The sequence below is a fragment of the Sphingosinicella terrae genome, assembly GCF_003347635.1.
In the GTDB taxonomy this organism is placed as follows: Bacteria; Pseudomonadota; Alphaproteobacteria; order Sphingomonadales; family Sphingomonadaceae; genus Allosphingosinicella; species Allosphingosinicella terrae.
In genome coordinates, this window is the sequence record NZ_QDFY01000001.1 from 833,724 (window position 1) to 859,301 (window position 25,578).

At 69.0% G+C, this 25,578-nt stretch carries 25 protein-coding genes and 2 tRNA genes; 9 read left to right on the top strand and 18 right to left on the bottom strand.

What is annotated here, in order from left to right; translation table 11 throughout:
- Positions 1 to 14 precede the first annotated feature (14 nt).
- The 3 genes from DDE10_RS03880 to DDE10_RS03890 all read right to left on the bottom strand — a co-directional run bounded on the left by DDE10_RS03880 (position 15) and on the right by DDE10_RS03890 (position 1,823).
- The gene (locus DDE10_RS03880) at positions 15 to 500 is read right to left on the bottom strand and encodes a hypothetical protein (RefSeq protein ID WP_114951363.1); all 486 of its coding nucleotides are present in this window, start codon (positions 498 to 500) and stop codon (positions 15 to 17) included.
- Positions 500 to 1,120, bottom strand: coding sequence for a GTP cyclohydrolase I FolE (folE, locus tag DDE10_RS03885; RefSeq protein ID WP_114951364.1), 621 nt, complete (start codon positions 1,118 to 1,120; stop codon positions 500 to 502). Before folE ends, DDE10_RS03880 begins: the two co-directional genes overlap by 1 nt.
- A 67-nt stretch (positions 1,121 to 1,187) precedes the next feature.
- Positions 1,188 to 1,823 (bottom strand): hypothetical protein, encoded by a 636-nt coding sequence (locus DDE10_RS03890; RefSeq protein WP_114951365.1) that lies wholly within the window; start codon positions 1,821 to 1,823, stop codon positions 1,188 to 1,190.
- A 569-nt stretch (positions 1,824 to 2,392) separates the two neighbouring features.
- On the opposite strand from DDE10_RS03890, the gene DDE10_RS03900 reads away from it, so the two are divergent.
- From DDE10_RS03900 to DDE10_RS23315, 3 genes are all read left to right on the top strand, one after another.
- Complete coding sequence (locus tag DDE10_RS03900) at positions 2,393 to 3,301, top strand: M23 family metallopeptidase (protein ID WP_114951367.1); 909 nt, start codon at positions 2,393 to 2,395, stop codon at positions 3,299 to 3,301.
- A gap of 145 nt (positions 3,302 to 3,446) precedes the next feature.
- Complete coding sequence (locus DDE10_RS03905; RefSeq protein WP_114951368.1) at positions 3,447 to 4,259, top strand: alpha/beta fold hydrolase; 813 nt, start codon at positions 3,447 to 3,449, stop codon at positions 4,257 to 4,259.
- Positions 4,260 to 4,340: 81 nt separating this feature from the next.
- A complete protein-coding gene (locus DDE10_RS23315; RefSeq protein WP_162806268.1) occupies positions 4,341 to 4,481 on the top strand; it encodes a hypothetical protein in 141 nt (46 codons plus the stop codon).
- A 6-nt stretch (positions 4,482 to 4,487) separates the two neighbouring features.
- On the opposite strand, the gene DDE10_RS03910 is transcribed toward DDE10_RS23315, so the two are convergent.
- From DDE10_RS03910 to DDE10_RS03940, 7 genes are all read right to left on the bottom strand, one after another.
- Complete coding sequence (locus DDE10_RS03910; RefSeq protein WP_114951369.1) at positions 4,488 to 4,892, bottom strand: PRC-barrel domain-containing protein; 405 nt, start codon at positions 4,890 to 4,892, stop codon at positions 4,488 to 4,490.
- 158 nt (positions 4,893 to 5,050) lie between these two features.
- A tRNA-Arg gene (locus tag DDE10_RS03915) sits at positions 5,051 to 5,127 on the bottom strand.
- Between the two features lie 43 nt (positions 5,128 to 5,170).
- Positions 5,171 to 5,638 (bottom strand): DUF1178 family protein, encoded by a 468-nt coding sequence (locus DDE10_RS03920; protein ID WP_114951370.1) that lies wholly within the window; start codon positions 5,636 to 5,638, stop codon positions 5,171 to 5,173.
- Positions 5,635 to 6,477, bottom strand: coding sequence for a carbon-nitrogen hydrolase family protein (locus DDE10_RS03925; RefSeq protein ID WP_114951371.1), 843 nt, complete (start codon positions 6,475 to 6,477; stop codon positions 5,635 to 5,637). Before DDE10_RS03925 ends, DDE10_RS03920 begins: the two co-directional genes overlap by 4 nt.
- Positions 6,474 to 6,734 carry a glutaredoxin 3 gene (gene grxC, locus DDE10_RS03930; RefSeq protein ID WP_114951372.1) on the bottom strand — a complete coding sequence of 87 codons (261 nt, stop codon included), beginning with the start codon at positions 6,732 to 6,734 and terminating at the stop codon, positions 6,474 to 6,476. Before grxC ends, DDE10_RS03925 begins: the two co-directional genes overlap by 4 nt.
- A 70-nt stretch (positions 6,735 to 6,804) precedes the next feature.
- Positions 6,805 to 7,572, bottom strand: a complete 768-nt coding sequence (locus tag DDE10_RS03935) for a ComF family protein (protein WP_114951373.1) — start codon at positions 7,570 to 7,572, stop codon at positions 6,805 to 6,807.
- The gene (locus tag DDE10_RS03940; RefSeq protein WP_114951374.1) at positions 7,565 to 9,301 is read right to left on the bottom strand and encodes an SLC13 family permease; all 1,737 of its coding nucleotides are present in this window, start codon (positions 9,299 to 9,301) and stop codon (positions 7,565 to 7,567) included. Before DDE10_RS03940 ends, DDE10_RS03935 begins: the two co-directional genes overlap by 8 nt.
- A 138-nt stretch (positions 9,302 to 9,439) precedes the next feature.
- Here DDE10_RS03940 and DDE10_RS03945 point away from each other — a divergent pair, with 138 nt between their 5' ends.
- Entirely contained in the window at positions 9,440 to 9,628 is a 189-nt protein-coding gene (locus DDE10_RS03945) for a hypothetical protein (RefSeq protein WP_114951375.1), read from the top strand.
- 92 nt (positions 9,629 to 9,720) lie between these two features.
- A tRNA-Cys gene (locus tag DDE10_RS03950) sits at positions 9,721 to 9,794 on the top strand.
- A 68-nt stretch (positions 9,795 to 9,862) separates the two neighbouring features.
- Here DDE10_RS03950 and DDE10_RS03955 read toward each other — a convergent pair.
- Positions 9,863 to 10,288 carry a c-type cytochrome gene (locus DDE10_RS03955; protein WP_114951376.1) on the bottom strand — a complete coding sequence of 142 codons (426 nt, stop codon included), beginning with the start codon at positions 10,286 to 10,288 and terminating at the stop codon, positions 9,863 to 9,865.
- A gap of 258 nt (positions 10,289 to 10,546) precedes the next feature.
- Between DDE10_RS03955 and DDE10_RS03960 the strand changes: the two genes are divergently transcribed.
- From DDE10_RS03960 to DDE10_RS03970, 3 genes are all read left to right on the top strand, one after another.
- Positions 10,547 to 11,497: an MBL fold metallo-hydrolase gene (locus tag DDE10_RS03960; RefSeq protein WP_432653707.1), complete on the top strand. Its 951-nt coding sequence runs from the start codon at positions 10,547 to 10,549 to the stop codon at positions 11,495 to 11,497.
- A gap of 26 nt (positions 11,498 to 11,523) precedes the next feature.
- Positions 11,524 to 12,303, top strand: a complete 780-nt coding sequence (locus DDE10_RS03965; RefSeq protein ID WP_114951377.1) for a sulfite exporter TauE/SafE family protein — start codon at positions 11,524 to 11,526, stop codon at positions 12,301 to 12,303.
- A 351-nt stretch (positions 12,304 to 12,654) separates the two neighbouring features.
- Positions 12,655 to 13,659 (top strand): tetratricopeptide repeat protein, encoded by a 1,005-nt coding sequence (locus tag DDE10_RS03970; protein ID WP_114951378.1) that lies wholly within the window; start codon positions 12,655 to 12,657, stop codon positions 13,657 to 13,659.
- 28 nt (positions 13,660 to 13,687) lie between these two features.
- Here DDE10_RS03970 and DDE10_RS03975 read toward each other — a convergent pair whose 3' ends face one another.
- Positions 13,688 to 14,530 (bottom strand): class I SAM-dependent methyltransferase, encoded by an 843-nt coding sequence (locus DDE10_RS03975; protein ID WP_284734421.1) that lies wholly within the window; start codon positions 14,528 to 14,530, stop codon positions 13,688 to 13,690.
- Positions 14,531 to 14,623: 93 nt separating this feature from the next.
- Here DDE10_RS03975 and DDE10_RS03980 point away from each other — a divergent pair, with 93 nt between their 5' ends.
- The gene (locus DDE10_RS03980) at positions 14,624 to 15,091 is read left to right on the top strand and encodes a helix-turn-helix domain-containing protein (RefSeq protein ID WP_114951380.1); all 468 of its coding nucleotides are present in this window, start codon (positions 14,624 to 14,626) and stop codon (positions 15,089 to 15,091) included.
- A 69-nt stretch (positions 15,092 to 15,160) separates the two neighbouring features.
- On the opposite strand, the gene DDE10_RS03985 is transcribed toward DDE10_RS03980, so the two are convergent.
- From DDE10_RS03985 to DDE10_RS04010, 6 genes are all read right to left on the bottom strand, one after another.
- Positions 15,161 to 16,729, bottom strand: a complete 1,569-nt coding sequence (locus DDE10_RS03985) for a pectate lyase (protein WP_284734422.1) — start codon at positions 16,727 to 16,729, stop codon at positions 15,161 to 15,163.
- Positions 16,726 to 17,724 carry an alpha/beta hydrolase gene (locus tag DDE10_RS03990; RefSeq protein ID WP_114951381.1) on the bottom strand — a complete coding sequence of 333 codons (999 nt, stop codon included), beginning with the start codon at positions 17,722 to 17,724 and terminating at the stop codon, positions 16,726 to 16,728. The genes DDE10_RS03985 and DDE10_RS03990 overlap by 4 nt, the downstream gene beginning before the upstream one ends.
- A complete protein-coding gene (locus DDE10_RS03995; protein ID WP_432653698.1) occupies positions 17,721 to 19,379 on the bottom strand; it encodes a family 43 glycosylhydrolase in 1,659 nt (552 codons plus the stop codon). The genes DDE10_RS03990 and DDE10_RS03995 overlap by 4 nt, the downstream gene beginning before the upstream one ends.
- Before the next feature lie 70 nt (positions 19,380 to 19,449).
- Positions 19,450 to 22,383 carry a TonB-dependent receptor gene (locus tag DDE10_RS04000; protein WP_284734423.1) on the bottom strand — a complete coding sequence of 978 codons (2,934 nt, stop codon included), beginning with the start codon at positions 22,381 to 22,383 and terminating at the stop codon, positions 19,450 to 19,452.
- A gap of 519 nt (positions 22,384 to 22,902) precedes the next feature.
- The gene (locus tag DDE10_RS04005; RefSeq protein WP_114951382.1) at positions 22,903 to 24,453 is read right to left on the bottom strand and encodes a carboxylesterase/lipase family protein; all 1,551 of its coding nucleotides are present in this window, start codon (positions 24,451 to 24,453) and stop codon (positions 22,903 to 22,905) included.
- A 54-nt stretch (positions 24,454 to 24,507) separates the two neighbouring features.
- Complete coding sequence (locus DDE10_RS04010) at positions 24,508 to 25,539, bottom strand: sugar kinase (RefSeq protein WP_114951729.1); 1,032 nt, start codon at positions 25,537 to 25,539, stop codon at positions 24,508 to 24,510.
- Positions 25,540 to 25,578: the final 39 nt, after the last annotated feature.

The following is a 25,578-nucleotide window of genomic DNA, read 5'->3' on the forward strand; positions in this document are numbered from 1 at the left end:
TGTCGGCCCGGCGCTCAGGCGCCGCAGCTCCATTCCCCGTCCAGCTCGATATCCGCATTCGAGCGGCGGTTGGTGACCGTGATCCGCGCCGGCCAGGCGGTCGACTCCTCGCCGGCCTCGCCGCGTTCGTCGGTGCGGCCGACGCTGACGCTGATCTGGCGGTCCTCGAAGAAGCCGCCGGTCGGCCCCATGACCGACGACTGGACGAGATGGCGAAGACCGCCATTGACCCGGATCAGCGCGTCGCTGCCGGCTGCGGCGAGCAGGATCACGCCGCCACGGGTGAAGGCGCAGCCGGCTCCGATCACGCCCTCCGCCTCGAGCTCGGCATAGGTGACCGGCTCCAGCCGCACCGCGGCCTGGACGTCCCCCTGCGCCGGAGGGGGCGTCGACAGGCGGCGGATCTGGTTGGCATCGGCGCCGCCGCCCTGCGTGCCGGTGGACGGCCCCTCCGAGCCGCAGGCGGCCAGCGCCGCGAGCAGGAGGAAGCCGGTGCGCATCAATAGCCCATCAGCGCCAGCACCTCGCGGCGGCTGCGCTCGTCCGACCGGAAGGTGCCCATCATCCGGCTGGTCGTCATCATCACGCCGGGCGTGTTGACGCCGCGCGCAGTCATGCAGGCATGGGTCGCCTCGATCACCACCGCGACGCCCTTGGGCTGGAGATTCTCCCAGATCGCGTCGGCAACCTGCGCGGTCAGTCTCTCCTGGACCTGGAGGCGCCGGGCGAAGCCGTGCAGCACCCGCGCGAGCTTCGAGATGCCGACCACCCGGTCCTTGGGCAGGTAGGCGATCGCCGCCTTGCCGATGATCGGCGCGAGATGGTGCTCGCAATGCGACTGGAAGGGTATGTCCTTCAGGAGCACGATCTCGTCATAGCCGCCCACTTCCTCGAAGGTGCGGCGGAGATGGTGGCTCGGATCCTCCTCGTAGCCGCGCGCATATTCCTTCCAGGCGCGCGCCACCCGTCGCGGCGTGTCGAGCAGGCCCTCCCGGTCCGGGTCGTCCCCCGCCCAGCGGATCAGGGTCCGCACCGCCTGCTGCACGTCGGCGGGAATCTCGGCGGGGCCCGGCTCGCTGACGAGGTCGCCATCCACCGGATCGGGGCCGTTCGGGTCCATTCGTCACCTCCCTTTGGAAGAGGCGGATACACATATGACCCCGAGAGCGAAACCGCTTCGACGAGTGTCAGATCGGCCGCGGCCTGCAGGAGCGGCCGTCGCCGCCGGGATCGGCCCGGGCGCCGCTGTCGCTGTCGCTGCATCCGCTGCCGCCGTCACCGCCGCCGCGACCGCGGCCGGCGGGATCGGCATTCCGGCCGGTATCGCTGTCGGTGATTCCGCCCCCGCGCCCTCCCCCGCCGCGACCTCGTCCTGCCGGATCGGCGTAGCGGCCGGTGTCGTTGTCGGTGATCCCGCTGCCCCCGCCGCCGCGGCCGCGGCCGACGGGATCGGCGTAGCCGCCGGTATCGTTGTCGGTGATGCCCGTGCCGCCCCCGCCGCCCTGGCCGCCGCCGACCGGGTCCGCATGGCGGCCGGTGTCGTTGTCGGTCTGGCCGCCGCCGCCACAATCCCGGCCACGGCCGACCGGATCGGCATAGCGGCCGGTGTCGTTGTCGGTGCAGCCGCGGCCGCGTGGAGGCCTGCCCCACCCGCGCCCGCCATAGCCGCCTCCTCCGCCGCCGCCGCCGGCCGGATCGTAGGGGTCGGCATCGGAATAAGGCGACATGCACCCGGTCAGGCCGAGGAACGAGCCGGCGCCGACCACGCCTCCGCCGACCCGGCGCAGGAAGGAACGGCGATTGAGCGGGCGATTGGGCTTCATGCGACTCTCCCCTCATGGCGCTGCCGAGGGTCGCCCCAGGGACGGCGCGTAGCGATCCAGGTCGGCACCTGCGAGGGGGAGCCGGTGGAAGACGACACCAAGCCGAAACGAGATGAACCGGGGGTGACCGGGGCGTCGTCGGCGTGAACGAGGCGGTCCGCCCCGGCCATGGCTCGGCCCGGCGGAACAGGCTTCCCCGACGGGCGCGCGCTGGCCAGTGCCTTGCTTGCGGCGGAGCCTCGGAGACGGCCCCGCCTCATCGCCAGCCATCCCAATGGAGGAAAGGTGATGAATCACTTGGTCGGACGGCTGTCGGGTATTTGCGGATTTCTCGCCTTCGGCTGCCGCCAGGGTGCGACGAGCTTCATCGGCCATATCACCGCATGGCTGCGCCGGCGGCTCACCGACGACACCGTCGCAGGAACGATCTTCGATGAGCCTTCAGCGTCCTCGATCTCCCCCGATCCCCGCTGCACGCAAGTCGAGGGATCAGTCGGGCACCGCCGTGGAGCCCCGACTATCGCCAGCGATCCCGTGTGGCGGGCGCGTCAGCCGGAAGGTGCCGTCAGATGATCATGCAGCTGATGGGGATCCTGATGATCGTCATCTGCGTCGGCGTGCCGCTCGCACTGACCTGGCGACTGTGGCGGCTCGACCAGCCGACCCGAAGCGGCTGGCTGATTGTCGTCGGCGAGACATTGGCATTCATCGCCTTCATCTTCATCCTCGGCCGCTGGGATGTCGTGGGTCACTATACCCGCTTCATCCTTCTCGCTCTGCTCGCGGTCGCGCTCGCCCGCTCCTGGCGACGCCATTCTGCTCGTCCATGGAAGACGCCGGAGGGCCCGGGCGTCTGGCGCGGGCAATGGACGAACATCCTGTCCCTGGTCGCGTTCGGCGGAGCGTCGGTCTATCTCGGCGCCGGCCTGTTCGTCAGAGACGATCCGCAGGAATTCGCCTTTCCGCTCAGGGGCGGCACCTTCGTGGTCGGCCAAGGCGGAAGCCGGACCTTGCTCAACCATCATTTTTCGCACCCGAAGCAGCGGCACGCCGCGGACATCCTCGCTCTCAACCCGGCCGGGTTCCGCGCGGCCGGGCTGCATCCGAGCCGGCTCGACCGTTACGCCATCTGGGGAGCGGACGTCGTCAGTCCCTGCGACGGCACGGTCGTCGACCTGCGCGACGGCTTGCCCGACCAGTCGCCGCCGCGAATGGATCCCGAGAATGCCGCGGGAAACCATGTGGTGCTCGACTGCGCAGGTACCCGCGTCGAGCTTGCTCATTTCCGAAGGAGCAGCATCCTGGTGGCCGAAGGCCAACGGATCGCTACCGGCGACGCGATCGGGGAAGTGGGCAATTCCGGCAACAGCAGCGAGCCCCATCTCCACATGCATGCGGTCGATGGCCGTACCGGCGTGCCGGTGCAGATGTCGTTCGATGGCAAGCTTGCCGTCCGCAACAGCGTCTTTCGTCGGTGAGAGACTGCCCCTTCAGGACCTTCGTCACGCCTTCGGCCATGCTATGGCGGTTCGGCGCCGAGCGGCTGAGGTCGAGGCGGAGGCCGGAAATGTCCCGCCTTTGCTCGGGGCTGCATCCGCCGAACGATCGTCGGGAGGAACGCGAATGACAAGAATCGAACCGGCAAGATCCAAGTCCGCCAGGGCGTCGATCAACGGGCTCGACCTCTATTACGAGATCCACGGCAGCGGCGGCGTTCCGACCGTTCTGCTCCATGGCGGCATGACCGTCACCTACGGGCTCGGTCCTACGCTGACCGCGCTGGCGCGGAAGCGGCAGGTGATCGCGCCTCACATGCAGGGGCATGGCTATACCCGCGACATCCCGGAGCGCCCGCTCAGCTACGAGCAGATGGCCGAGGACGTGGTTGCGCTCCTGACGCATCTGGACATCGACCGCGCCGACCTTGCCGGCTATTCGATGGGCGCCGGGATCGCGATGAACGTCGCCTTTCGTCATCCGGAGCGAGTGCACAAGCTCGGGATCGTCTCGACCACGATGGCGCGCGACGGCTGGTATCCGGAGGTGGTCCAGGCCTTCTTGGATATGGCCGCCGATCCGGCGGCGCACGCAGAAGGCATTCGCGAGACTCCGCTGCCAAGCATGTTTCCGGACAGCGATTGGGAAAGCCTCTTCCGCAAGATGGGCGAGACGGAAAGGGAGCCCTTCGACTGGTCGGACCAGGTCTCCGCCATCGCGGCGCCAACCATGCTCATCTTCGCGGACGCGGATGCGATCCGGCCGGAGCATATCGTCGACTTCTACCGCCAGCTGGGCGGGTTCCTGCGCGACGGCGGCATCGACGGATCCGGGCGTCCGCCCGGGCGCCTCGCCATCCTTCCCGGCACCACCCATTACACACTCGACGAGACCGAGGACGCGGGCCGCTGCCTGGCGGACTTTTTCGACGCGGCCTGACGGGCCAGCCCGCCGCCGCCGACCTGTTCCGAGGTAGAGGGTCTTCTAGGCGCCCGCAGGATATGGCCGTCCCGCCGCACGATGGCAGGGATCGCTTTCAACTCGGGCTTCGCCGCCGTCGCCCTGCCGTTCGCCGTCGCCGCGCCGGCGCTGATCGCGATCAGGATCGGCTCGCCCGTCGCCCCAAAGACGCGCGGCGTCGTCTCTGCCAGGCCCGTCTGAGACGTCCTAGCGCGCCGCGGCGGGGAGGGCGGCCAGTTGCTCGCGGGTCATCTTCGCCTGCAGGTCACGATCATCACCGCGCTGAACGACGGTGAGCCCTTCGAGCGGAAGCATGACGAAGCGATCGGGATCGCTGTCCTCGATCTCGACGACCAGAGTCAGGAGCTCGCCATCGGCGCCGAAGACGAGCCGCTCCACGTCACCAAGCTCGCGACCGGAGGCATCGACGATCTCCGCATCCTCGAGCTGGCGGGCAGTAAGGCCGAGAGAGACAACGCGATCGACAAGCGCGTTGCCTGGCGCCGCCGTCACGGCCTGGTTCGGAGCAGCCCCGTCGGCCTGGGCCGCCGGCACACTCGCGTCGGAACAACCGGCGACGAGCATGAGCCCCACGATAGTGATCGACCTCATCGCGATTCTCCTCGAGCTGGACCAGGCTTGAACCTTCCGTGCGCAGGTCCTGGTCCCGGGGGAGGATAGCGCAAAGACCCGCAAGAGGGATCGGGGTCTTCCCCGATGCGCCGTCGCACCGCGCTCTGCCTGAAGGCACAAACCGCCGGTCGGAAAGGTGGTGACCCCGACAGGATTCGAACCTGTGGCCTACTGATTAGGAATCAGTCGCTCTATCCTGCTGAGCTACGGGGCCATTCCACGCGACGCGAGCGGTTTGGCGCAAGCGGCGCACAGGGTCAATTCTCCTCGCCCGGTTCGGCGACCGGAAACAGGAGCGGCGCGACCATGATCCCCTCGTCGATCAGGCTTTCCGCATCGGCGAGGGTGGCGCGGCCGTGGATCGCCCGCGCCTCCGCCTCGCCGAGATGGATCGCGCGGGCCTCGTCGGGAAAGCGGTCGCCGACGAAATCGCTCTTCTCCAGCAGCCGGCGCTGCATCCTGCCCAGCTCGGCGAGCATCGCCTTCACCTGCGCGGCCGACGGCTCGGCGGACGGCTCTGCCGGCGCCGCTGCGGGCGCGACCGCCAGCTGATTGCCCTTGCGGCCGACCCGGGGCGCCATCGGCGCCTTGCCGACCTCGCCCGAGCCGCACATCGGGCAGCTGACCAGCCCGCGCGCCGACTGGTCGTCATAATCGGCAGTCGAACCGAACCAGCCTTCGAAGACATGGCCGTCCGGGGCGCATCTGAGGTCGAAGACGATCAAGAGCGGGGGCCCCCTGCCCGCTCCGGCAGCGGGATCGGCCGGCGGTGACGGATGGCCGGCAGCCGGCCCCGTACTTCCTCGACCGCGCCCGGATCGAGCTCGGCGAAGCCGAGGCCGGGACCATCGGCCCCCATGTCGAGCAATATCTGACCCCACGGGTCGACGACCAGCGAATGGCCGTAGGTGACGCGGCCGTCGGCATGGCGGCCGACCTGGGCGGCGGCGACGACGAAGGCGCCCGCCTCGATCGCGCGGGCGCGCAGCAGGACATGCCAATGAGCCTGCCCCGTCGGCACCGTGAAGGCCGCCGGGACGCTGAACAAGGTCGCGCCGGCATCGCTGAGGCTGGCGAAAAGGCCGGCGAAGCGCAGATCGTAGCAGATGGCGAGGCCCAGCGTGCCGAGCGGCGTATCGACCAGCACCGCCCGCTCGCCGCCGCGATAGGAGGCGGATTCCCGCCAGCTCTCGCCGGTCGGCAGGTCGACGTCGAACAGGTGCAACTTTTCGTAGCGGGCGCGGATCTCGCCCTGCGAATCGATGACGTAGCCCCGGTTGACGAGCTTTTCGGAATTCTCGTCGCGCAGCGCCAACGAGCCGAGATGGACCCAGAGGCCCGAATCGCGTGCGGCCGTGCGGACGGCGGCGAGAACCCGATCCTCGCTTTCGGGACGATAATGCGGAGCCGCCCGCTGACGGTCGCGGTCGAGCAGCCCGCTCATCTCGGGCGTGAACAGCATCGCTGCGCCGCCCGCCGCGGCCTCGCCGATGCGCCCGACCAGCTCGGCCGCATTGGCTTCGGGGTCGATGCCGGTCTGCGCCTGGAACAGGGCGACCTTCATTCGGCCGTCAGCAGCGGATCCAGGCGGCCGTTGCGCTCGAGCTCGAGAAGGTCGTCGCAGCCGCCGACGTGGCGGTCGTTGATGAAGATCTGGGGCACGGTGGTGCGCCCCGGCGCGCGCTGCAGCATCTCGGCCCGCTTTGGCCCGCCCATCGAGATGTCATATTCGTCGTAGGCAAGGCCCTTGGTGTCGAGCAGCCGCTTGGCGCGCACGCAATAACCGCAGAAGATCTTGGTGTAGATTTCGACTTTTGCCATCCGATCGGAAGTGAGGACACGGCCCGGCCTTGTCAACGGTGGAGAGGGCTTCCGGATCGGCGGGGGGAATCTATTCACGGCCGGAGTCGGCCGTCTCCTCCCTCACCACGCGGGCCCAGCATAGCAGGTCGACCCGGGCCGCGCCGGCGCGCTTGAGCACGCGTGCACAGGCGCCGGCGGTGGCGCCGCTGGTGAAGACGTCGTCGACAAGGACGATGTGGCGGCCCCGCACCCGGTCCTGGTGACGCGGCGCGACCCGAAAGGCGCCGCGAACCGCCTCCGCCCGCTCCCGCCGGTTCATTCCCCTCAGCGGCGGTGTCGGCCGCGTCCGATCGAGCAGGTCGAGGCGCGCTTCGATCCCGCGCCGCCGGCCCAGCGCGGCGGCGATCAGGGCCGCCTGATTGTAGCCCCGCTTCCAGATCCTCCAGCGGTGCAGCGGCACCGGGACGAGCACGGACTCGGTCGACGGCTCGACATGTCGCTCGAGGAAGCGGGCGATGGTCTCGGCGACTCCGGGACGGCCGCCATATTTGAGCTTGAGCGCGACCTGGCGCGGCACCTCGCCATAAGCGACGGCGGCACGCATCCGGTCGAAGGCGGGCGGCTCCGCGAGACAGGCGCCGCATCGCGCTTCGCCGCCGCCGGCCTGCTCGTAAGCGAAGGGAAGACCGCAGCAGGTACAGCAGGGCTCGCCGAGGAACAGCAGCCGGTTCCAGCACGCCGGGCAGAAACGGTGCGGCTCGCCGATGATCGCGCCGCAGCCGGGGCAACGCGGCGGCAGCGCGAAATCCAGCACCGGCCGCAGCAGAATTCGGGCGCGGGCCAGCGCCTCACCCATAGAGGCGGCTCAGCACCCAGGCGGTGACGAAGATGGCGAGCAGCGACAGCGGCAGCCCGACCTTCGGATAGTCGCGGAACCGGTAATTGCCCGGCCGCATGACGATCAGATTGTTCTGGTGGCCGATCGGGGTGAGGAAGTCGCACGAGGACCCGATCAGCACGGCGAGCAGGGCGGCATCCGGATCGATGCCGAGCGCCGCCGCAGCGCCGACTCCGACCTGCGCCATCACCAGCGCGGTGGCGATGTTGTTGAGGAAAACGGTCAGCAGCATCGTCACCCCGACGATCACCGCCAGCATCACGAACAACGGGGCGCCCGCCAGCAGCCAGCCCAAGGCGGCGGCGATCGCATCGCTGCCGCCGGCCTCGTCGAACGCCCGCCCCACCGGGATCATGCCCGCCAGCAGCACCAGCACCGGGATGTCGACCGAGCGATAGGCCTCGTCCGCCGGAAGCAGGCGCAGCAGGCAGATGGCCAGCGCCGCGCCGATGAAGGCGGCGGTGGTCTCGATTCCGATCGACGCCAGCAGCACGGCGGCCGCATAGATGGCGACGACGAGCAGCGCCGGCCGCCCCGGCTTGACCGGCGCCGCCTCCTGCTCGACCTCGAGCAGGCGCGCCTGGCGGACGAGCTCGGCGAGGGCCTCGGGCTCGCCCCTCAGGTAGAGCTGGTCGCCCGCCTCGATGAGATTGGTCTGCAGCGGCCGCCGCAGCCGCGCGGCGCGCGGGCCGGCCGCGACGAGCTCGACGGCGCCGCCGGTGCGGGCGCCGATCGCACCATAATCCTGGCCGATCAAGGACGAGCCGTGGATCACCGTCACATGCGAGGAGATGGTGTCCGGACGGTCGCCGGCGACGTCGGCGAACAGATCGGCACCTTCCGCCACCTTCCAGGGATAGTCGCGGCTCATCACCAGCAGCCGGTCGTCATGGAAAAGCAGGGCATCGGGCTCCAGCTTCGCGCGCTGGCCCTCCCGCAACACCGCGAGCATCACCGCCCCCGCCTCGCGCAGCCTTTCGCGCATCTGCCCGACGCGCATCTGCCCCAGGGTCGCGGCAATGGGCAGAGAGAGCTCGAAGACCAGCACCCGATGGGTGGGGCCGGACTCGACCTCGCCCTGCCGGCGAGGTGCGAGTCGCCAGCCGAACAGGGTCAGATAGGCCAGCCCGGCCAAAGCGAGCGCGCCACCGGCCGGAGTCATGTCGAACATGCCGAAGGGCGCGCCGACCGTGTCCTCGCGGACCGACGAAATGATCAGGTTGGCGGGCGTGCCGATCAGCGTGGTCATCCCGCCGAGAATGGTGGCGAAGGCGAGCGGCATCAGCACCGCGCCCGCCGGCAGATCGTGATCGCGGGCGACGTTGAGCGCGATCGGCATGGTGATGGCCAGCGCCGCGATGTTGTTCATGAACGCCGAGAGCAGGGCACCCATGAGCAGGACGCCGCCGATACGGACGCTGGCGAAGCGGGACCTCGGCACGAACAGACGCGTCATCGCCTGGGCGGCGCCGCTATATTCGACCGCGCGGCCGACGACCAGGACGGCGGCGACGATGATGACCGCGGGCGAGCCGAAGCCGGCGAGCGCCTCCTCGAGCGATACCAGGCCGGTGACCCAGGCCAGCAACAGGATGATCAGCGCCACCGCGTCTGGCCGCAGCCGATCGCTGATGAACAGAGCGAGCGCCAGCAGCATGATCGCCGAACTGAGGAAGGCGTCGCTCATCGCGCCAATTAGAGCAGGTACATGGCGGCGATGAAACCCGGTTTTCTAGCGGGGCCGGCGCGGGCGCTCGGCCCGGTCGCGGCCCGCCCGAGGCGAACCAATCGCTCGCCCATCGGTTGAAGCGGAGAGGAGAAGGCGATGACCAAGGACGACAAGTTCGGCACGACCCCCGATAGCCGGATCAACAAAGCCGGGACCAGCGAGGGCAAGCAGGATTTCGAGATAGCCGGGAATGTACGCGAGAAGGGCCAGAAATCCTCGCCGGGCGACCGCGACCGCGGCGAGCGGGCCGATACCGACCGCGCCACCGCTGAGGATCGCGGCTGACCGGACTGCGCTCCGGCCAGAGCGACGATGCCGATGGGAAAGTGGCGCGGGCGGTTGACACCCTCGCCGTTCCCGCCCATTTCCGCGCCTCCGGCCCGATGGCGGAGTGGTTACGCAGAGGACTGCAAATCCTTGCACGCCGGTTCGATTCCGGCTCGGGCCTCCACCTCTTTGCGCGCACGAACGCATGCCCCGGGCGGCATGCGGCGACTTCTGAAGCGTCGGGCTGCGCCGCTACCGGACCTTCCCAGGCGCGGCGCCAAGGCTTGTGAGATAGTCGATCAGCTGCCGGCGGCGGGCGTCGTCGGCCAGCCCGGCAAAGGCCATCCGGTTGCCGGGAACCGTGCCGCGCGGATCGGCAAGGAAGCGGTCGAGCGTCTCGGGCGTCCAGACGATGCCGCTGTCACGCATCGCCGGCGAGTAAGCGAAATCGGGAAGCGACCCGGCCCCGCGCCCGACGACGCCGTGCAGCGTCGGACCGAGCCGGTTCTGGCCGGGCCCGATCGTGTGGCAGGTGGAGCAGATGGCGAAAGCCGATGACGGCGGCGCCTGTCCGCCCGGGCCCGGCGGCGGCGAAGGCTGGTCGGCGCCGCCGCAGCCGGCGAGCGCGAAGGCGATGGCGAGCGGGACCGGCAGCGGCCGACGACGGGACGGCTCCATTCTTCCTCCCTCGGTTGAGCGAATCGTGCATATCATGTTCGTCGACAGATCGGCGCAGCCAGTCAGGCCTGGCCGATCCGATTCCTTGCCTGGGTCAGTCCGTATGGCCGAGAGGCGGAAGTCGAGACGATAGCGGCCGCCGTCCGCGAACGCGTTCATGCCATGACGGGCGCCGGAAAGGTACCAAGCCGCGCCCGATTCCCCGGCGCCCCTTGAAGCCCGGTCGGATATCGTCTCTGCCGGAGCGCGACGATGACGATGAATCAGGCCGGGCCCACCATGAACGACGACTTCAACCTACGTCGCGCCGCGGAGCAGGTTCGCGCGGTCCTTGGCGGCGCGATCCGCCCGCCGCAGGTCAGGGCCTTCTTCCATGAGCCGACCTTCAGCGCGAGCTACGTCGTCCACGATTCCGAGACGAAGGCTGCCGCCATCATCGACAGCGTCCTCGACTTCGACCCGGCGTCCGGCCGGACCAGCGGCGACGCGGCGGATGCGATGATCGCCTACGTGCGGCAGGAAGGCCTCAAGGTGGAATGGCTGCTGGAGACGCACGTCCATGCCGACCATCTGTCTGCCGCGCCCTATCTGCACAAGAGGCTCGGCGGACTGCTGGCGATCGGCGCCGATATCGTCGCCGTCCAGGTCAACTTCGGCAGGATCTTCAACGAAGCCGCCGACTTCGCGCGCGACGGCTCGCAGTTCGACCGGCTGCTGCGCGACGGCGACATGCTGATGATCGGCGGCATTCCGCTGATCGCGCTGCACGTTCCCGGCCATACGCCGGCCGACATGGCCTATGTGATCGGAGACGCCGTCTTCACCGGAGACACGATCTTCATGCCCGATTACGGCTCGGCCCGCGCCGATTTCCCGGGCGGCGACGCCCGCACGCTCTATCGATCAGTGCGGCGCCTGATGAAGCTTCCGGACGAGTGCCGGGTCTTCCTTTGCCACGACTACAAGACGCCCGGCCGCGAAGAATTTGCCTGGGAAACCACCATGCTGGCCGAGCGCCTGGGCAATATCCATCTCCACGAGGACGTTTCCGAGGACGCGTTCGTGGAGATGCGCACCCGGCGCGACGCGACCCTTTCGGTGCCGAAGCTCATCCTGCCCGCGATCCAGGTCAACATGCGTGGCGGCCGTCCGCCCGAGCCCGAGGCGAACGGGGTGAGCTATCTCAAGGTTCCGCTCGACCTTCTTTGATCGGAGGGCCAAGCAGGGGCGCTGAGATGCTCGACACCGCCCAATATCTGCTCGGCGCCGGCTCGGGTCTGCTGGTCGGCTTCGTCCTGGCGCTGGTCGGCGGCGGCGGCTCGATCCTCGCCGTCCCGCTGATGGTGTATCTGGTCGGCGTCCCGAACCCGCACGTGGCAATCGGAACGAGCGCATTGGCCGTCGCCGTCAATGCCGCGACCGGTCTCGCCAGCCATATCCGCCACGGCAACGTGAAATGGCAATGCGCGTTCGTCTTCGCCGCGGCCGGAATGGTCGGCGCGCTGGCGGGATCGACGGCGGGCAAGGCGTTCGACGGCGAGAAGCTGCTCTTCCTGTTCGCGCTCGTCATGCTCCTCGTCGGGGCGATGATGGTCCGCGGGCGCCATCGCGCCGGTGATCCCCTGGTGGTGCTCGGAAGGCATAATGCGGCGAAGCTGGCGGGCTTCGGCGCCGGCACCGGCCTGTTCTCCGGCTTCTTCGGCATCGGCGGCGGATTCCTGATCGTCCCGGGTCTGATCGCCGCGACCGGAATGCCGATGATCAATGCCGTCGCCTCATCGCTCGTCGCCGTCGCGGCGTTCGGGCTCACCACCTCGCTCAATTATGCCGCCTCCGGCCTCGTAGACGGATGGCTGGCTCTGACCTTCATCGGCGGCGGCGTCGTCGGCGGCCTGTTCGGCGCGCAGGCCGCGAGAAGGCTGTCCGCGAGCCGCGGCCGCCTCAGCCTGGCCTTCGCCGGACTCATCTTCGTCGTGGCGATCTACATGCTGTGGAGGAGCTATTCGGCCTGGTAGCGCCGCGCGCCGCCGCCGGGTGAAGGAGAGCCGACTCGACAAACCAAATGCCGCCCGGCGCGACGGCAGCGGGCGGGATGGGCGAACGCCCCACCGCTCCGCCCCATCCGGCTCAAACCCATTGACATCCCGAAGGGAACCGCCTCGACTGGACTTCCACGTGCCGCCGGCGGGGAGCGACGGACGATGCCGCCTGCGGCAAAGCCGGCGGCCCGCTCCGCCTCCCTTTGCGGTTGGCATTCCAGATAGCGCGCCGAGCGTCGCTGATTCGAAGAGAAGAATGTCTATGGTCCCGAGAAGCCTGACGGTCGCCCTTCACGCTCCGCCTGCCCCTACGTCAGAGGCGGCGCGATGATACCGACGATGCTGGCCGCGGCGATGCTCGCCGGATTGTCCGTGCCGCCGACGCCGCCGCCCTCCCCTTCGGGCTCCTGCCCGGCGCTGGAGGCGATGCAAAGCGAGGGCGAGGCCGAGACGCTGGTGCAGGAGGCGGCGCAGGCGATGGCGGTCCGCGATCATGCCCAAGCGGAGGCACTGGCGCGCCGGGCGCTAGCGAGCGAAAGCGGTGACGTGGCGCGGGCGCGGGCCCTGCGCCTGCTGATCGACCTGCAGCTGCCATCCGGCGATCTCGCACCCTACGAGACCATCCTCGACTGCGACAGCCTGCAGGGCGACGCCTGGACCCACGCCCGGGCATGGCTCGCCTATCGACAGGGCCGCTACGCCGATGCGGTCCGGCTGCTGCAGCCATTGGCGCGGCCGCGCCACCACAGCTTGCCGCGCTGGTCGATCGTGCACGAGGACCTCGGCGACGCCTTTGCGCGTCTCGGCCGGATGGCCGATGCCCATGCCCAATGGCGGATCGCGCTGGCCACCGATTACGATCCGGGACCCACCGGCTGGGATCGGGCGGCGCTCGTGCGCAAGCTGGATCAGGCCGCGGCAGCGCCGGAAGGAGCGCCGGCGATGCTCCCGCTTCAATATTATGACGACGCCGCCTCCATCCTCGACGCGACGTCGGTGCGGCGAACCGACGCGGGCGTTCGCTATTCGAAGCTGGTCCTGCTGCAGGCCGACGAAAATGGCGGCTCCTACGGCATCGACAGCTGGGAAGTCCGCTGCGACGCTCCCGAAGCGCGCGTGCTTTCGGTGAGGTCGTTCGGCGCCTCCGGCGACCTCGTGCGGACGGTCGACGAGCCGGCGCCCTGGCGGCGGGACCTGCCCGGCGAGCCATGGCGTCCGACCGAGCGGGCCCTGGTCTGCGCGATGGCGGAGGGATCGCGGCTGGCGCCGCGCCGGCGCAGCGACGCCGAGCTGCTGCGCGCCTATCGGGCCGGAGAGACCTTGTTCGACTGACCCGCCGCGCGTCAGCAGGCTGAGCCGGCTAACTTGATATGTCCGCTGATTTCCGGGCAACGATCTTCCAGCAGGCCGCGACGAACCGGACCTCCGCTCCATCAACATAGCCGTCGAAAGCAGGGAGCACCGCGTCCACGATGCGGGAACGGATCGCTTCGTCGGCCCCCTGCAGGAACAATCCGACCGGGCCGAGCCGCGTGACATAGGAAGCCAGGCCCGATCTCGGGAAGGCGCAGGCGAAGTCGACCGCTTCGATGCCGATGTCGCTCCAGCCCGCCTGCGCGAGAATGAGGCGCACGCGTGCCGGATCGGCGAAAGCGAACTGCCCGGGTCCGTCCTTCTTCCGGGGCGGAAGCTGGGGCAAGAGCGGCGCGGCGGCGCGCTCGGCGGTGGTCATGAAGGCATTCTCCTCCGGGCCGCGCCAGACGAGAAGGGTGAGCGCGCCGCCGCGCTGTGCGGATCGCCTGACATTGGCGAAGGCGGCGACCGGATCGCGGAAGAACATCACGCCGAAGCGCGAGACGATCAGATCGAAGGTATCCGGCGCGAACGCGTAGGTCTCGGCGTCGCCCTCGGCGAAGGCAGCTCGGGCCTGCGCCTGCCCGGCGCGGTCCCGTGCGCGGGCGATCATCGGCGCCGAAATGTCGACGCCCAGGCATTGGCCGGCGGGGGCGAGCCGGCGGGCAATGGCGAGGGTGGTGCTGCCGGTGCCGCAGCCAACGTCGAGCACGCGCCGCGCCTGCGCGCGGGCGGCGACCTCGGCCAGCCAGTGCTCGATCGGCTCGAAAGCCGTATCGAGCAGCGCCTGCTGGTCCACCCAGGCGCGCCCGGCGGCGCCGTTCCACAAAGCCGACTGATCCTGTTCCATCCGTCCGGAGCTCTCCATTCCCGTCACCCTTCGCTTGCCGCTGGATTGCGATTCGTGGAGGATGCCACTTCAAGCCCACTTGAGGTCAAGGCCATGCGCGATCTGGACATAAGCGAAGTAGCGAAGCGATCCGGCGTGCCGGCTTCGGCGCTCCGCTTCTATGAGGAGAAGGGGCTGATCGCCTCGATCGGACGACGGGGCCTGAAGCGGCTGTTCGATCCCGGCGTGCTGGAGCGGCTGGCGCTCATCGCGGTGGGAAGGACGGCCGGCTTCTCGTTGGACGAGATCGCCTCGATGTTTGCGCCGGACGGGCGGCCGAGCCTGGACCGGGAGAGGCTCAGGGCCAAGGCGGACGAGATCGACCGGACGATCCGCAGGCTCGGCGCGATGCGCGACGGGCTGCGCCATGCGGCAGCCTGCCCGGCGCCGCGGCATGTCGAATGTCCCACATTCCAGCGGATCTTGCGGGAGGCGAGCCGGCCAGGCTCGACCCGGCCTGGACGGGGCTCCTTACACCAACCCCCTCGCCGTCATCCTGGCAAGAGCCAGGATCTCCCTTGACCTTGCGAAGGTGAAGAGAGATTCCAGCCTGCGCTGGAATGACGGATGGGATGGCCGCGGCGGCCCCCTTCACTCTCCCGCCCTCTCCTCCAGCGCCGCGATAAGCCTTGCCATATTGGCGATGTAGGTGGCGGTGGAGATGCCGGTGACAGGCCGGTCGGTCGGATGCGGCGAGGTATCGGAGGCATCGCCGACATGGGTGGTGCGATAGTCGCCCGGCGCCACCTCGGCCGGCGCCGGACCGCGATACGGATGACTGGTGGCGCGCAGCGGCGTCGGCCAATAACCCTGGGGGTTGAGCGCGGCGATGATCTCCGCGGGTGAGCCGCCGCCGCCGGCATTGAGGTCGGAGCCGGCCTCGACGCGAGTCACCATGAAGCGCGGCAGCGGCGAGGCGGCGGGCGCGTAGAGGGGGGAGGTCGCGCGAAGGCGCTCGCCCGGCGTGCGCCGCAATTCCTCATATTCCCGGCGCATGGCGGCGACGTCGATCGCGCGGAAGGCCGAATAGTGGCCGATCGTCGCTTCCGGGCTGTAGTCCCAATAATATTCGCCGTTGCGCGCATTGGAGCCGCGGCGGTGGACGTAGATCGGGCGATTGGTGCCGATTTCCACGAAGGTCGGGAAAGCGCGGCCTTCGCGGACCTGCCCTGCCGGAAGACGGACCGTCTCCAGCCAGTCGAGCGCCTCGGGGACGCGGGCGAGGAAACGGCTGTCGCCGGTCAACCGGTAGAAATCCAAGAGCTGGCGGATGTTGGACGCGGTGGTGTGGGTCGAGAGCGCCCGCGGCTCGTAGCTGCGCGCCGCTTCCGGCTGCAGAGTCTCCAGGCTGTGCTGCAGGCCCCAGCCGGGCTGTTCGGGACCGCCCTGGGTGACGATGAAGGCATTCATGCCGCGGGTGATCGCGTCGCGGACCCGCTCGCCGCCGAGCGTCTGCCAGACCAAAAGGAGGAAGCGCAGATTTTCCGCCGCCACTTCGTCGTTGAAGGTGATCAGGCGGGCATAATCGGGCGCGTCCGGATCCGGCGGCCAACGCTGCGGCCAGCCGCCGATCGGATATTGGCTGTCGAGCACGAAGCCGACCGCCCGATCGAGGGCAGGCCGGAATCGCGGATCGTTCTTCTCGAGATAGAGGCGCAGCAGGAAGATCCCGGCCTCGACCGTGCCGGCATCGTCGAATGTGGCGTCGTCGGCCGGATGGTGGAATTCGGACATCCGCCAGGCGTTGCGGCCGATCGTCTCGTACCATCGCCGCGTCGATTCCGGCCCGCCGAAATCGATGAAATAGCCCCAGCCGCCGCTGCGATGCTGGCCGCGGACCAGGGCCTGTCCGACCTGCTCGGCGGCGCGATAATAATATTCGTCGCCGGTCGCGTGGTAGGCGTCGAGGAAGAGCTGGCCCATCGTCGCCGTGCCCGGCGGCTGGATCCAGATCATCGTCGAAAACGCCTCAGCCTCGCCCCAGCGGCGCGACATGTCGGGCAGATAGGCCCAGAGATAGCCGCCTTCGGCCGCCACCTCCTCGACCATGAAGGTGGTCGCCCAGCGCATCGTCCTCTCGATCTCGTCGCGGCTCTGCCCGGACGCCGGCACGGCGGCGAGCAGGCCGACCGAGAAAAGAAGCAGCAGGCGCGCGATCATGACCAGAGATTCCTTGTTCGGCCCCAGGCGAGGAAGAGGTCGGGCCAGTGCTCGACCGAATGGCCGCGGGCGAGACGGATGCCGAAGCCGTGGCCGCCGTCGGGAAAAAGGTGGGTCTCCACCGGCACCCCACGGTCGCGCAGCGCCTCGCGCAGCAGCAGCGTATTGCCGACCGGCACCGACTCGTCGTCCTCGGCGTGAAGCAGGAAGGTGGGCGGGCTGCCCGCCTTCACGTGCCGGTGCGGCGAGTACGCCTGCTCGCGCTGCCTTGGTGGATCGTCGCCGATCAGCCGCGAGCGTGAACCTTCATGCGCGAGCGGCGGCGTCATCGACACGACCGGATAGATGGGCGCCGCCGCGTCTGGCCGCGCCGAGAGCCGGTCGGCCTCGTCGATCGGATCGTAGGAGCGGTCGCCGAAGCGGGCGAGCAGGCTGGCACAGACATGGCCACCCGCCGAGAAGCCCATGACGCAGAGACGTGTCGGGTCGAGGCCGAAGCCGGCCGCGCGCGCGCGGAGCAGCCGCACCGCCCGCTGCGCATCGGCGAGCGGCACGTCCGCTCCCCGAAGCCAGCCCTCGTGCGGCAGACGGTAGAAAAGGACGAAGGCGGTGATGCCGCGGCCGGCGAGCAGCCGGGCCATCTCATAGCCTTCCTTGTCGATCACCACGCGCTGATAGCCGCCGCCCGGGATCAGCAGGACGGTGGCGCCGTTGGGCCGCTCGGGGCGGAAGGCAGCCATCCGCGGACGGGCGATGCCCGTGACGATGCGGTCGTTATATCCGGGATCGGTACTGCGCTCGGTCACGGTCTCGCGCGGCGCGGCGCCGGCGAGGCCCGGCGCCCCGGCCGGCCACAGCTCGATCGTCTCCGTCGGGTCCGGGAAAGACAAGGTGCGGCCGCCCGGGACCAACGGCGGCGGCACCTGCGCCGCGGCGCGGGCGGAAAGGCCGAGTGCGAGCGTGCCGAGCAAGGCGGTACGCCGGTCGAGCTTCATGTCAGCGCCTCGTAACGGAAGTCGCGAAAGCGGGCGCTGCCCTGCCCGGTCGCATAGAAACCGGGGCGCAGGCTGAGGAAGTCATAGGCCACGTTGTGGTGATAGCCGGAAACCTCCATCTGCACGTCGAATTTCCGCCAGCTCGAACCGCCGTCGGCGCTGGTGTGGATGGTGAGGATGTTGCGGTCATTGGTCAGCCGGAGCCGCAGCCGCCGCACCGGTCCGCTTGGGCCGGACTCGCGCTGGCCCGGGATCGCGCCGCGCGGGCGCTGCAGGCCGTAGCGGTGCATGACGAGCCCATCGTCGCCGAAGCCCAGTCCGGCATAGAGCCGGCGATTGTAGAAGAGCAGCAGCCCCGCCTCGCAGCCCGGATCGACCTCGACATCCGCCTCGAAGCGGTACCTTTGATCGCCGACGATGCAGGTGACGGGCGAGCTGTCGCCCGCCGTCCTGCCCTTGCCCCGGAGACGGAGCGCGCCGTCGGCGAGCCGGACGCGATCCATCTCATCGACGGCGGGGTCGTAGAAGGCCCACTGGATGCCGAAGCGGCTGGTGGCGAAATCGTCGCTGAGCGGCAGGCCGTGCGGCTGCGGGCCGAGATCGACCGGTTTCGCGATGGGCCGGGAGAGATCGCCGCCGAGCGGCCGGATCCACCCCTCCTCGGTCCACTCGACCGGCTCGAGCAGGGCCTGGCGGCCGAGCGTCCAATAGCCGTTCTCATAGCCGTGATAGATCATCCACCAGCGACCGCCCGGCCCCTCGAACAGGGTGGCGTGGCCCCTCGACCACCATTTCTCGGTCTCGGACTGCGTCCGCAGCACCGGATTGGCGGGATCATCCTCCCACGGCCCGTCGATCGAGCGCGAGCGCGCCATGATCACCATGTGGCCGGTCGGCGGGCCCGCCGTCCCTCCGACCGCGGTCACCATGTAGAAATAGCCGCCGCGGCGAACGATCTTCGGGCCTTCCGGGGCGAAGGTCTCGACCACCCAGTCTTCGGGATAGCGCCAGGGATCGTAGATATGCTCGACCGGCCCCGCCTTGGCGAGGCCGTCGGCGGTCAGCCGGACACGGTCGCCGCCCGACAGGAAGATGTAGCGCCGGCCGTCCTCGCCGACGGCATGGCCGGGGTCGATATGCTGGGGAAGGTCGAGGTCGATCGGCTCGGACCATGGCCCTTCGATGCGGTCCGCATGGATGACGTAGATCGAGCGTCGATCGGGCGTTCGCGCCGGGATGTAGACGAAGTAGCGGCCGTCATGCTTGACCAGCTCGGGCGCCCAGACCGAGCCGATCGGCGTGCGCAGCGCGGCCGTGACCGGCCGCCAGTTGACCAGGTCGCGGCTGTGCCAGATGACGATGCCGGGATAGGCATCGAAGCTCGAGAAGGTGAGATAATAATCGTCATCGTCTCGCAGGATGGTCGGATCGGGATGGTCGCCGGCGAAGACCGGGTTGAGGAAGGTCCCGTCGCCGAGATCGGCCTTACGCTGGCCCTCGAAGCCGCGCCCCCAGCGCATGTCGCCATGGGGGTCGAGCGAAGAGGAGGCGCGCGAGCCCTGGGCGAGCAGCTTCCCCGTACCGAGCGGGCCGGCACCGACGCCGAGCGACAGCCCGGTCGCAGCGATGGCTTTCAATGTCGTCCGGCGGTCCATCAGCCCCTGTCCCTGAAAAAAACGGCCGGGCGTACGATCCGACGCCCGGCCAAGGGGGGATGCGCGTCGGTCAAAGGCGGTAACGGACCCCGAACAGGAAGGTCCGGCCGAAATGGTTGTTCTCATAGGCCCGGTTCGCGTCGATATCGACGAAACGGTCGCGATACTCGTCGGTCAGATTGATGCCCTCGATCGACACCTCGAAATGGTCGTTGATCTCATAGCGCAGGACGGCGTCGAGATTGATTGTCGAGTTGAAGCCTTCGAAGACGTTTCCGGTGCCGCTGTTCTGATCGACATAGCGGCTGCGATAGCTGATCGAGCCGCGGGCGCTGAACGGGCCGTCCTCATAATAAAGGGTGGCATTGAAGGCGCGCTTCGACAGGCCGAACAATGTGGACGTCCGAGTTTCGCTCACCAGCGGTCCGAAGGCGCAATTCGCACCGACACAAGTGGCGACCGCGGGGCCGCTGACCTGATAATCGGCGTCGGAGTCGACGAGGGTGACGTTCACGATGCCGCCGAAATTGGACAGGAAGCCCGGCAGGAAGGTGAACGGCGCCTGCAACGCCACCTCGATGCCGTTCAGGGTTGCGCCCTCGCCATTGCCCTGGGTCGACAAGGTCCAGATCGGCGCCGCGCGCAGATCCGCGTCGAGCGCGCCGGGCGAGGACGGAACGAGCACCGACACCGGCAGTCCCGTCGCATCGAAGCTCGTCGTCTGGGTGATCGAAATCGGGAAGCTGGCGACCTCCTTGCGGAACAGGGCGACCGAGAAGACCGATTCCGGCGCGAAATACCATTCGATGCCAAGGTCGAAATTGGTCGCTCGGTAAGGCTGGAGGAAGGGATTGCCGTTGGTGATCCGGAAGTTGAAGCCGTCCGCCGAGCCGCCCGGGGTAAGGTTGCCGAGCGAAGGCCGGGTCATGACCTTGGCGACGGCGGCGCGGACGATGAGATCTTCGGTTGGATAGAAAGCGAGATTCACCGCCGGCAGCCAGTCGTCATAGCCACGATCGACGGTGACCTGGACCCCGCTCAGCAGACCGGTCGAGCTTTGATCGGTATGGACGTAGCGGATGCCGGCATTCAAGGCGTAGCGAAGGGTTCCGAGCTCGCCTCGGGCGTTGAACTGGAGATAGCCTCCGGTCACCTCCTCGGTGACGCTGCGGATGTTGCCGGCGTCCGGCCTGGCCTCGCGATCATAGAGGCCCGTGAAGGCGGTGCCCGCTTCCAGGTTCGGGATCAGCCAACTCGTCGTCGTCCCGCTCGGCTGACCGGCATTACCGAGCTCGAACAGCTCGGCGAGATCGCCGGTGACCGGGAAGCCATAGACGGCGGTGGGGCCGAAGACGCTGCTCGGCGTGCAGGTGATCGTGCCGAGAACCAGGTCGGGCCCGCCGCTGCTGCCGCACACGGCGGTATCGCGGGTGAAAGCCTCGGCCTCGAAGTCGTAGCGGCGGTAGACCGCACCGGCGAGGACCTGAAGCCCGTCCGCCACGTCCCATTCGGTGCGCAGCTGCGCCGTGCGGAACTTGTTGGTGACGTTGGACGGGCGATCGCGAATCTCGGCCAGCTGGAAATTGGCCGGATTGGTGACGTCGGTGCCGAAGGTCAGCACCGGGCTGCGCGAATCGGTGTAATCGTAGCTGTAGCCCTGTGCGTCACGGTCGTCGAAGACCAAGGTCGTCTCGACCGGAATGTCGGCGCTCGATCGCGAGAAGCCCCCCATCAGGGTGAAGCGGAAGGTGTCGCCGATATCCTGGTCCCAGCTGCCGCCGATCTGGTAGAATTCGGTCTCCGACCGGCGCAGATAATGCTCGGTGCGAACCCAGGCGTCGTTGACCGTCGCCCGCACCAGATTGTTGGTCTCGGGGTCGATCTCATAGTCGACGATATCGATCGAGCGCTCGTTGCTGCGGAACAGGACCTCGCCCCATTTCTCGCGGCGATCCTCGCGGAAGCGGGAATAAAGGGCGTCCACCGAGAAGCGCGTCGACTCGCTCGGCTCGAACTGGACGCTGCCGGTCAGGCCGAGCCGCTCGCGATCGTGCGAGACTTCACCGTAGCGCGGAATGCGCGGATGGAAAGCGAGCGCCGCCTGGTCGCAGACCGCGCTCGGGAGATAGCGGCCGCCGCTATTCTGTCGCGGCGTGAGGTCTTCCGCCGAATTGGTCCAGCAGGGCGTGCCGGCAACGGAGTCGAAGCGGGCCTGTGCCCATCGGACGGTGTTGTTGCCGAGCTCGAGCGTCTCGGTGTTCTGGTAGGCGGCCGAGACCGAGACGCCGAAGGTGCCGGCATCGTTGCGCCAGCCGAGCAGGCCGGCGAGGCGCGGCCCGACCGTGTCGCTGAGATCATTGTAGGAGGCCTGTGCCGAGGCGACCAGCGACAGCCCCGCCCGACCCCCCAGAGGATTGCCGGTATTGAGATCGACGACGGCGCCGAGCGAACCCTCGTCGAGCGAAGCCTCGGCGGTCTTGTGGACGACCAGCGAGGTGAACAGCTCCGAGGCGAAGACGTTGAAGTCGAAAGCGCGGTCTCGGTTGGCCGAAGCGCCGTCGCTGGACGTGGCGATCGTCTCCATCCCGTTCACACGGACGCGGGTGAATTGCGAGCCGAGGCCACGGACGGTGATCGCCCGGCCCTCGCCGCCGTCGCGCTGAATCGAGATTCCGGGGATGCGCTGCAGCGACTCGGCGAGGTTCTGGTCGGGAAACTGGGCGATGTCCTCGGCGACGATCGCGTCGACCGCCGACACGGATTGGCGCTTGAGCTCGAGTGCCTGGTTCAGCGACTGGCGAAAGCCGGTGACGACGATCTCGTCCTCGGCCGGCGCGCCGCTGTCGACCTGCTGGGTATCCCCCGCGCCGATCTGCGGATCCGCCTGGCCCGTTTCCTGCGCATGGGCCGAAAAGGAGAAGGTCGCGATCGCCAGCGCCGACGCCGCACCCATCATGCGAAGGAGCCTCTGCCCGGCCGGCGCGAATTCCTGAATCGAAGCCATGTCTATCCCCTTCCGTCAGCGCGACCTCGCGCCCCGCTCATGACACCGGTGTCTTGCCGAGGGGCGAAAGAAGGCGGGCCTTGCCGCGTAGACGCAGAAGAGAAGCGTCGAGCAGGGCTCGGGGCCCCAGTCTTCCTCTCCCTGCGCTGCGTTCGGCCGCAGTCCTTTATCGCCGGCGCTCATTGAAGTAACCGGTGTCATCGGGTTTTGAGCCGAGCCGGCGCGACTGTCAAGCGCATGGTTCGCCGGCTCGGGGCGGAGGCTGGGAGCGTGGCTTCCCGGCAACAGGAGCAAGCCGGCGGCTGCGGCCGCGACCGTCGTGCCCGGTCTCCTGTCGCGCCGTCCTTCAGCGTCGAAGAGACCAGAGCCGGCTGCGTTCCGATAGCCTCGGGACGGCCGCTCCAGGTTATTGGTTTGCCGCAATTTTCGAGTAGTCAGACGATAACGTCTGACTGCATTCGATCTGCTCTGTCCGGTAAGTTGACGGTGAAGTTGGGCAGAGATCGTCCGGCAAGGCGATCAGGTTCCCGGCTGGACGTAGGGCACCCGTGCGAACAGCTCCCTCTGCACCCGGCGCGGATCGTTCTCGACCCGAAGGCGGCGGTCGAAGACCATCGTCTGACGCTCGGGAACGCGATGGACCGGCCAGTCGGGCAAATCGGCGTGATTCGGGTCCCCGTTCCGCGCCAGGGCGATGAACGCGTCCATCATCGCCGCGCTCAGCCGACGCGAGTCGGCGCCGGTGCCGGCGATCGAACCCGCTGCGTCGAGCGTGCCGAACACGAGCGGGATGTCGAGCGTGTGCGGCGCCCCGCGCCAAGGTTCGATCGGCGACGGGAAATCGAGCTGGTAGACCCAGGTCGGCGCGCCCGCGCGGGCGCGGGCGTCGGCTTCCTCGACCTGGCCGCGCCAGCTGCGGCCGGCGGTGGTCGCCGCGAAGAAGACCTCTTCCGCCGAAAATCCCGGGAACAGCTTGCGATATTCCGCCACCACCCACTCAGGATGCGCGTCGACGCGCAGCTCCGGCGCCATCCGCTCGGCGAGGTTGCTCCAGTCGAGGCCGACGATGCGGGGATGGTCAGGGCCAAAGAAGCCCCTCGTCTCGTCGCGCGTATTGCCGAGCATCATCGGGATCGGGTTCGACTGCGGTGGGGCGTCGGGCCAGAAGGGATGGCGAGCCAGCCATTTCATGTCGAGCACCGGGCCGAAATAGACGCCGCCGCCGAGGATCGGATCGGTAGCGGAAAGCCCCTCGACCAAAGCCGGCGTCGGCATCGCCAGCAGCTCGTCGGCGCTACGGGCGCCGAGCGCGGCCATGTAGGCGCTGGTCCGGGCGGTGGCGTTGAGCGGCCCCGAGGCGGTGACCTGCTGTCCGCTCATGGTCGCGGCGCGGTGAAAGAGGCCCGCCGCGGCAGGCATGCCCATCAAGGTCGCGATCTTGGCGCCCCCGCCCGACTGGCCGAACACCATCACCCGCCCAGGATCGCCTCCGAAATCCGCGATATTGTCGCGGATCCAGCGCAGGGCGAGCACCAGGTCGAGCTGGCCGGCATTGCCGCTGTCGGGAAAGCGCGGATCGAGCCGCGCGAGATAGAGATAGCCGAAGGCGTTCAGGCGATGATTCACCGTCACCACGACGACGTCGCCGCGCGCAGCGAGATGGCGGCCGTCATTGAGCGGATCGGCGACGCTTCCGGCCGAATAGGCGCCGCCATGGAAATAGACCATGACCGGCCGGCGAGCGCGCGCATCCGCCTCCGGGGACCAGATGTTGAGCGTCAGGCAATCTTCGTCCTGCGGCTGGTAGCGGTCGCCCCGCTGCGGGCAGGCCGGGCCGAAAGCGGCGGCGTCGACGACCTCGCGCGCCGCTGGCTCGGCCGCGGGCGCCTCGAACCGCCGCGCCCGTCCGTAGCGTATGCCCAGGAAGCGGCGGATCCCCTGCTCGCGGATCCCGGCGAAGCGGCCCGCCGGAGACTCGACCGGCACCTCGCGCCGCGCCCGCGCCGCGGCGGGAAAGGCAGCGACCGCCGCGCTCCCGGCCAGCATCGCCCGCCGGCTGATCGACGTCATCCGCGCCGCACGCTCGTCATCACCCTGCACCGCGTCCCTCCCGCCGCCGGCCGCTTAGCGACGCACGTCGAGCTGGCCGGCCATGAAGGCGTCCACCTCCCCGGTTCCGAACAGGCTCGCATCGCCCGGCAGGCTATGCTTGAGGCAGGCGAGTGCCAGTCCGGCGCGCGCCGCCCAGTCGATGCCGCGACCGAGACGCAGGCCGTGGAGCACGCCGGCGGCGAAGGCATCGCCGGCGCCGATCCGGTCGACGATGCCGGGAATTGTGACTTCCTCCGTCTGCACCGCCCCATCGCGCGTATCGATCCTGCCGGAGAGGCGGTGCGTGTCGGCATCGACGAGATGACGGGCGGTCGAGGCGATCAGCTCGAGCTTCGGAAAGGCGGCGAAAGCGGCCTCGGCGGCGGCGCGGCGGCGCGCCTCGCCCTCGCCCTCCAGGCTGCGCCCGAGGAGCAGGGCCACGTCTCGGTGATTGCCGAACAATATGTCCGCTTTCTCGACCAGCCGGCGCAGAATCGAGGGTGGATCGCCGTCCCAGCGCTCCCACAAATTGGCGCGGTAGTTTCCGTCGAAGGAAAGGGGAATAGCGCGCGCCGCCGCCGCCTCGGCGGCGGCCTCGGCCACAGCGGCCGAGCGCGGCCCGAGCGCCGGCGTGATACCGGAAAGGTGCAGCCGGTCGGCGCCTTCCAGCAGCGCGGTCCAGTCGAAATCGTCCGGCCCGGCAAGCGCGAAGCTGCTTCCCTCGCGGTCATAGGTGATGGCCGAGGCGCGCAGACCTGCTCCCGTCGACAGGAAATAGAGGCCCATCCGGCCGGGCGCCGTCGCGACGCGCGATGCGTCGACTCCATGGCGGCGCAGGAAGCCCGCCGCCGCCTCCCCGAGCGGATTGTCCGGCACGCGGCCGATCATCGCCGTTCGGTGGCCGAGCCGCGCCAGGCCGATCGCGACATTGGCCTCGGCGCCGCCGACATGGACGTCGAGGCGTCCGCTCTGCAGCAGCAGCTCGCGCCCCGGCGCGCTCAGGCGGAGCAGCAGCTCGCCGAAGCAGGCGACGTGGCCGGAGGGTGGTGCCCGATGATCGCCCAGATGTTCCTCCCCTGCTCGCGGCAATGCCCGCGCCCTTCA

What these genes read in the sequence shown, in the direction of transcription:
- DDE10_RS03890 (WP_114951365.1), bottom strand. Translation starts at nt 1,823, where the DNA reads ATGAAGCCCAATCGCCCGCTCAATCGCCGTTCCTTCCTGCGCCGGGTC.
- grxC (WP_114951372.1), bottom strand. Translation starts at nt 6,734, where the DNA reads ATGGCAAAAGTCGAAATCTACACCAAGATCTTCTGCGGTTATTGCGTG.
- DDE10_RS23315 (WP_162806268.1), top strand. Translation starts at nt 4,341, where the DNA reads ATGGCAGGGATCGCTTTCAACTCGGGCTTCGCCGCCGTCGCCCTGCCG.
- DDE10_RS03955 (WP_114951376.1), bottom strand. Translation starts at nt 10,288, where the DNA reads ATGGAGCCGTCCCGTCGTCGGCCGCTGCCGGTCCCGCTCGCCATCGCC.
- folE (WP_114951364.1), bottom strand. Translation starts at nt 1,120, where the DNA reads ATGGACCCGAACGGCCCCGATCCGGTGGATGGCGACCTCGTCAGCGAG.
- DDE10_RS03945 (WP_114951375.1), top strand. Translation starts at nt 9,440, where the DNA reads ATGACCAAGGACGACAAGTTCGGCACGACCCCCGATAGCCGGATCAAC.
- DDE10_RS03935 (WP_114951373.1), bottom strand. Translation starts at nt 7,572, where the DNA reads ATGGGTGAGGCGCTGGCCCGCGCCCGAATTCTGCTGCGGCCGGTGCTG.
- DDE10_RS03995 (WP_432653698.1), bottom strand. Translation starts at nt 19,379, where the DNA reads ATGGACCGCCGGACGACATTGAAAGCCATCGCTGCGACCGGGCTGTCG.
- DDE10_RS03910 (WP_114951369.1), bottom strand. Translation starts at nt 4,892, where the DNA reads ATGAGGTCGATCACTATCGTGGGGCTCATGCTCGTCGCCGGTTGTTCC.
- DDE10_RS03940 (WP_114951374.1), bottom strand. Translation starts at nt 9,301, where the DNA reads ATGAGCGACGCCTTCCTCAGTTCGGCGATCATGCTGCTGGCGCTCGCT.
- DDE10_RS03980 (WP_114951380.1), top strand. Translation starts at nt 14,624, where the DNA reads ATGCGCGATCTGGACATAAGCGAAGTAGCGAAGCGATCCGGCGTGCCG.
- DDE10_RS04005 (WP_114951382.1), bottom strand. Translation starts at nt 24,453, where the DNA reads ATGACGTCGATCAGCCGGCGGGCGATGCTGGCCGGGAGCGCGGCGGTC.
- DDE10_RS03970 (WP_114951378.1), top strand. Translation starts at nt 12,655, where the DNA reads ATGATACCGACGATGCTGGCCGCGGCGATGCTCGCCGGATTGTCCGTG.
- DDE10_RS03985 (WP_284734422.1), bottom strand. Translation starts at nt 16,729, where the DNA reads ATGATCGCGCGCCTGCTGCTTCTTTTCTCGGTCGGCCTGCTCGCCGCC.
- DDE10_RS03925 (WP_114951371.1), bottom strand. Translation starts at nt 6,477, where the DNA reads ATGAAGGTCGCCCTGTTCCAGGCGCAGACCGGCATCGACCCCGAAGCC.
- DDE10_RS04000 (WP_284734423.1), bottom strand. Translation starts at nt 22,383, where the DNA reads ATGGCTTCGATTCAGGAATTCGCGCCGGCCGGGCAGAGGCTCCTTCGC.
- DDE10_RS03975 (WP_284734421.1), bottom strand. Translation starts at nt 14,530, where the DNA reads ATGGAACAGGATCAGTCGGCTTTGTGGAACGGCGCCGCCGGGCGCGCC.
- DDE10_RS03960 (WP_432653707.1), top strand. Translation starts at nt 10,547, where the DNA reads ATGAATCAGGCCGGGCCCACCATGAACGACGACTTCAACCTACGTCGC.
- DDE10_RS03900 (WP_114951367.1), top strand. Translation starts at nt 2,393, where the DNA reads ATGATCATGCAGCTGATGGGGATCCTGATGATCGTCATCTGCGTCGGC.
- DDE10_RS03905 (WP_114951368.1), top strand. Translation starts at nt 3,447, where the DNA reads ATGACAAGAATCGAACCGGCAAGATCCAAGTCCGCCAGGGCGTCGATC.
- DDE10_RS03880 (WP_114951363.1), bottom strand. Translation starts at nt 500, where the DNA reads ATGCGCACCGGCTTCCTCCTGCTCGCGGCGCTGGCCGCCTGCGGCTCG.
- DDE10_RS03990 (WP_114951381.1), bottom strand. Translation starts at nt 17,724, where the DNA reads ATGAAGCTCGACCGGCGTACCGCCTTGCTCGGCACGCTCGCACTCGGC.
- DDE10_RS03965 (WP_114951377.1), top strand. Translation starts at nt 11,524, where the DNA reads ATGCTCGACACCGCCCAATATCTGCTCGGCGCCGGCTCGGGTCTGCTG.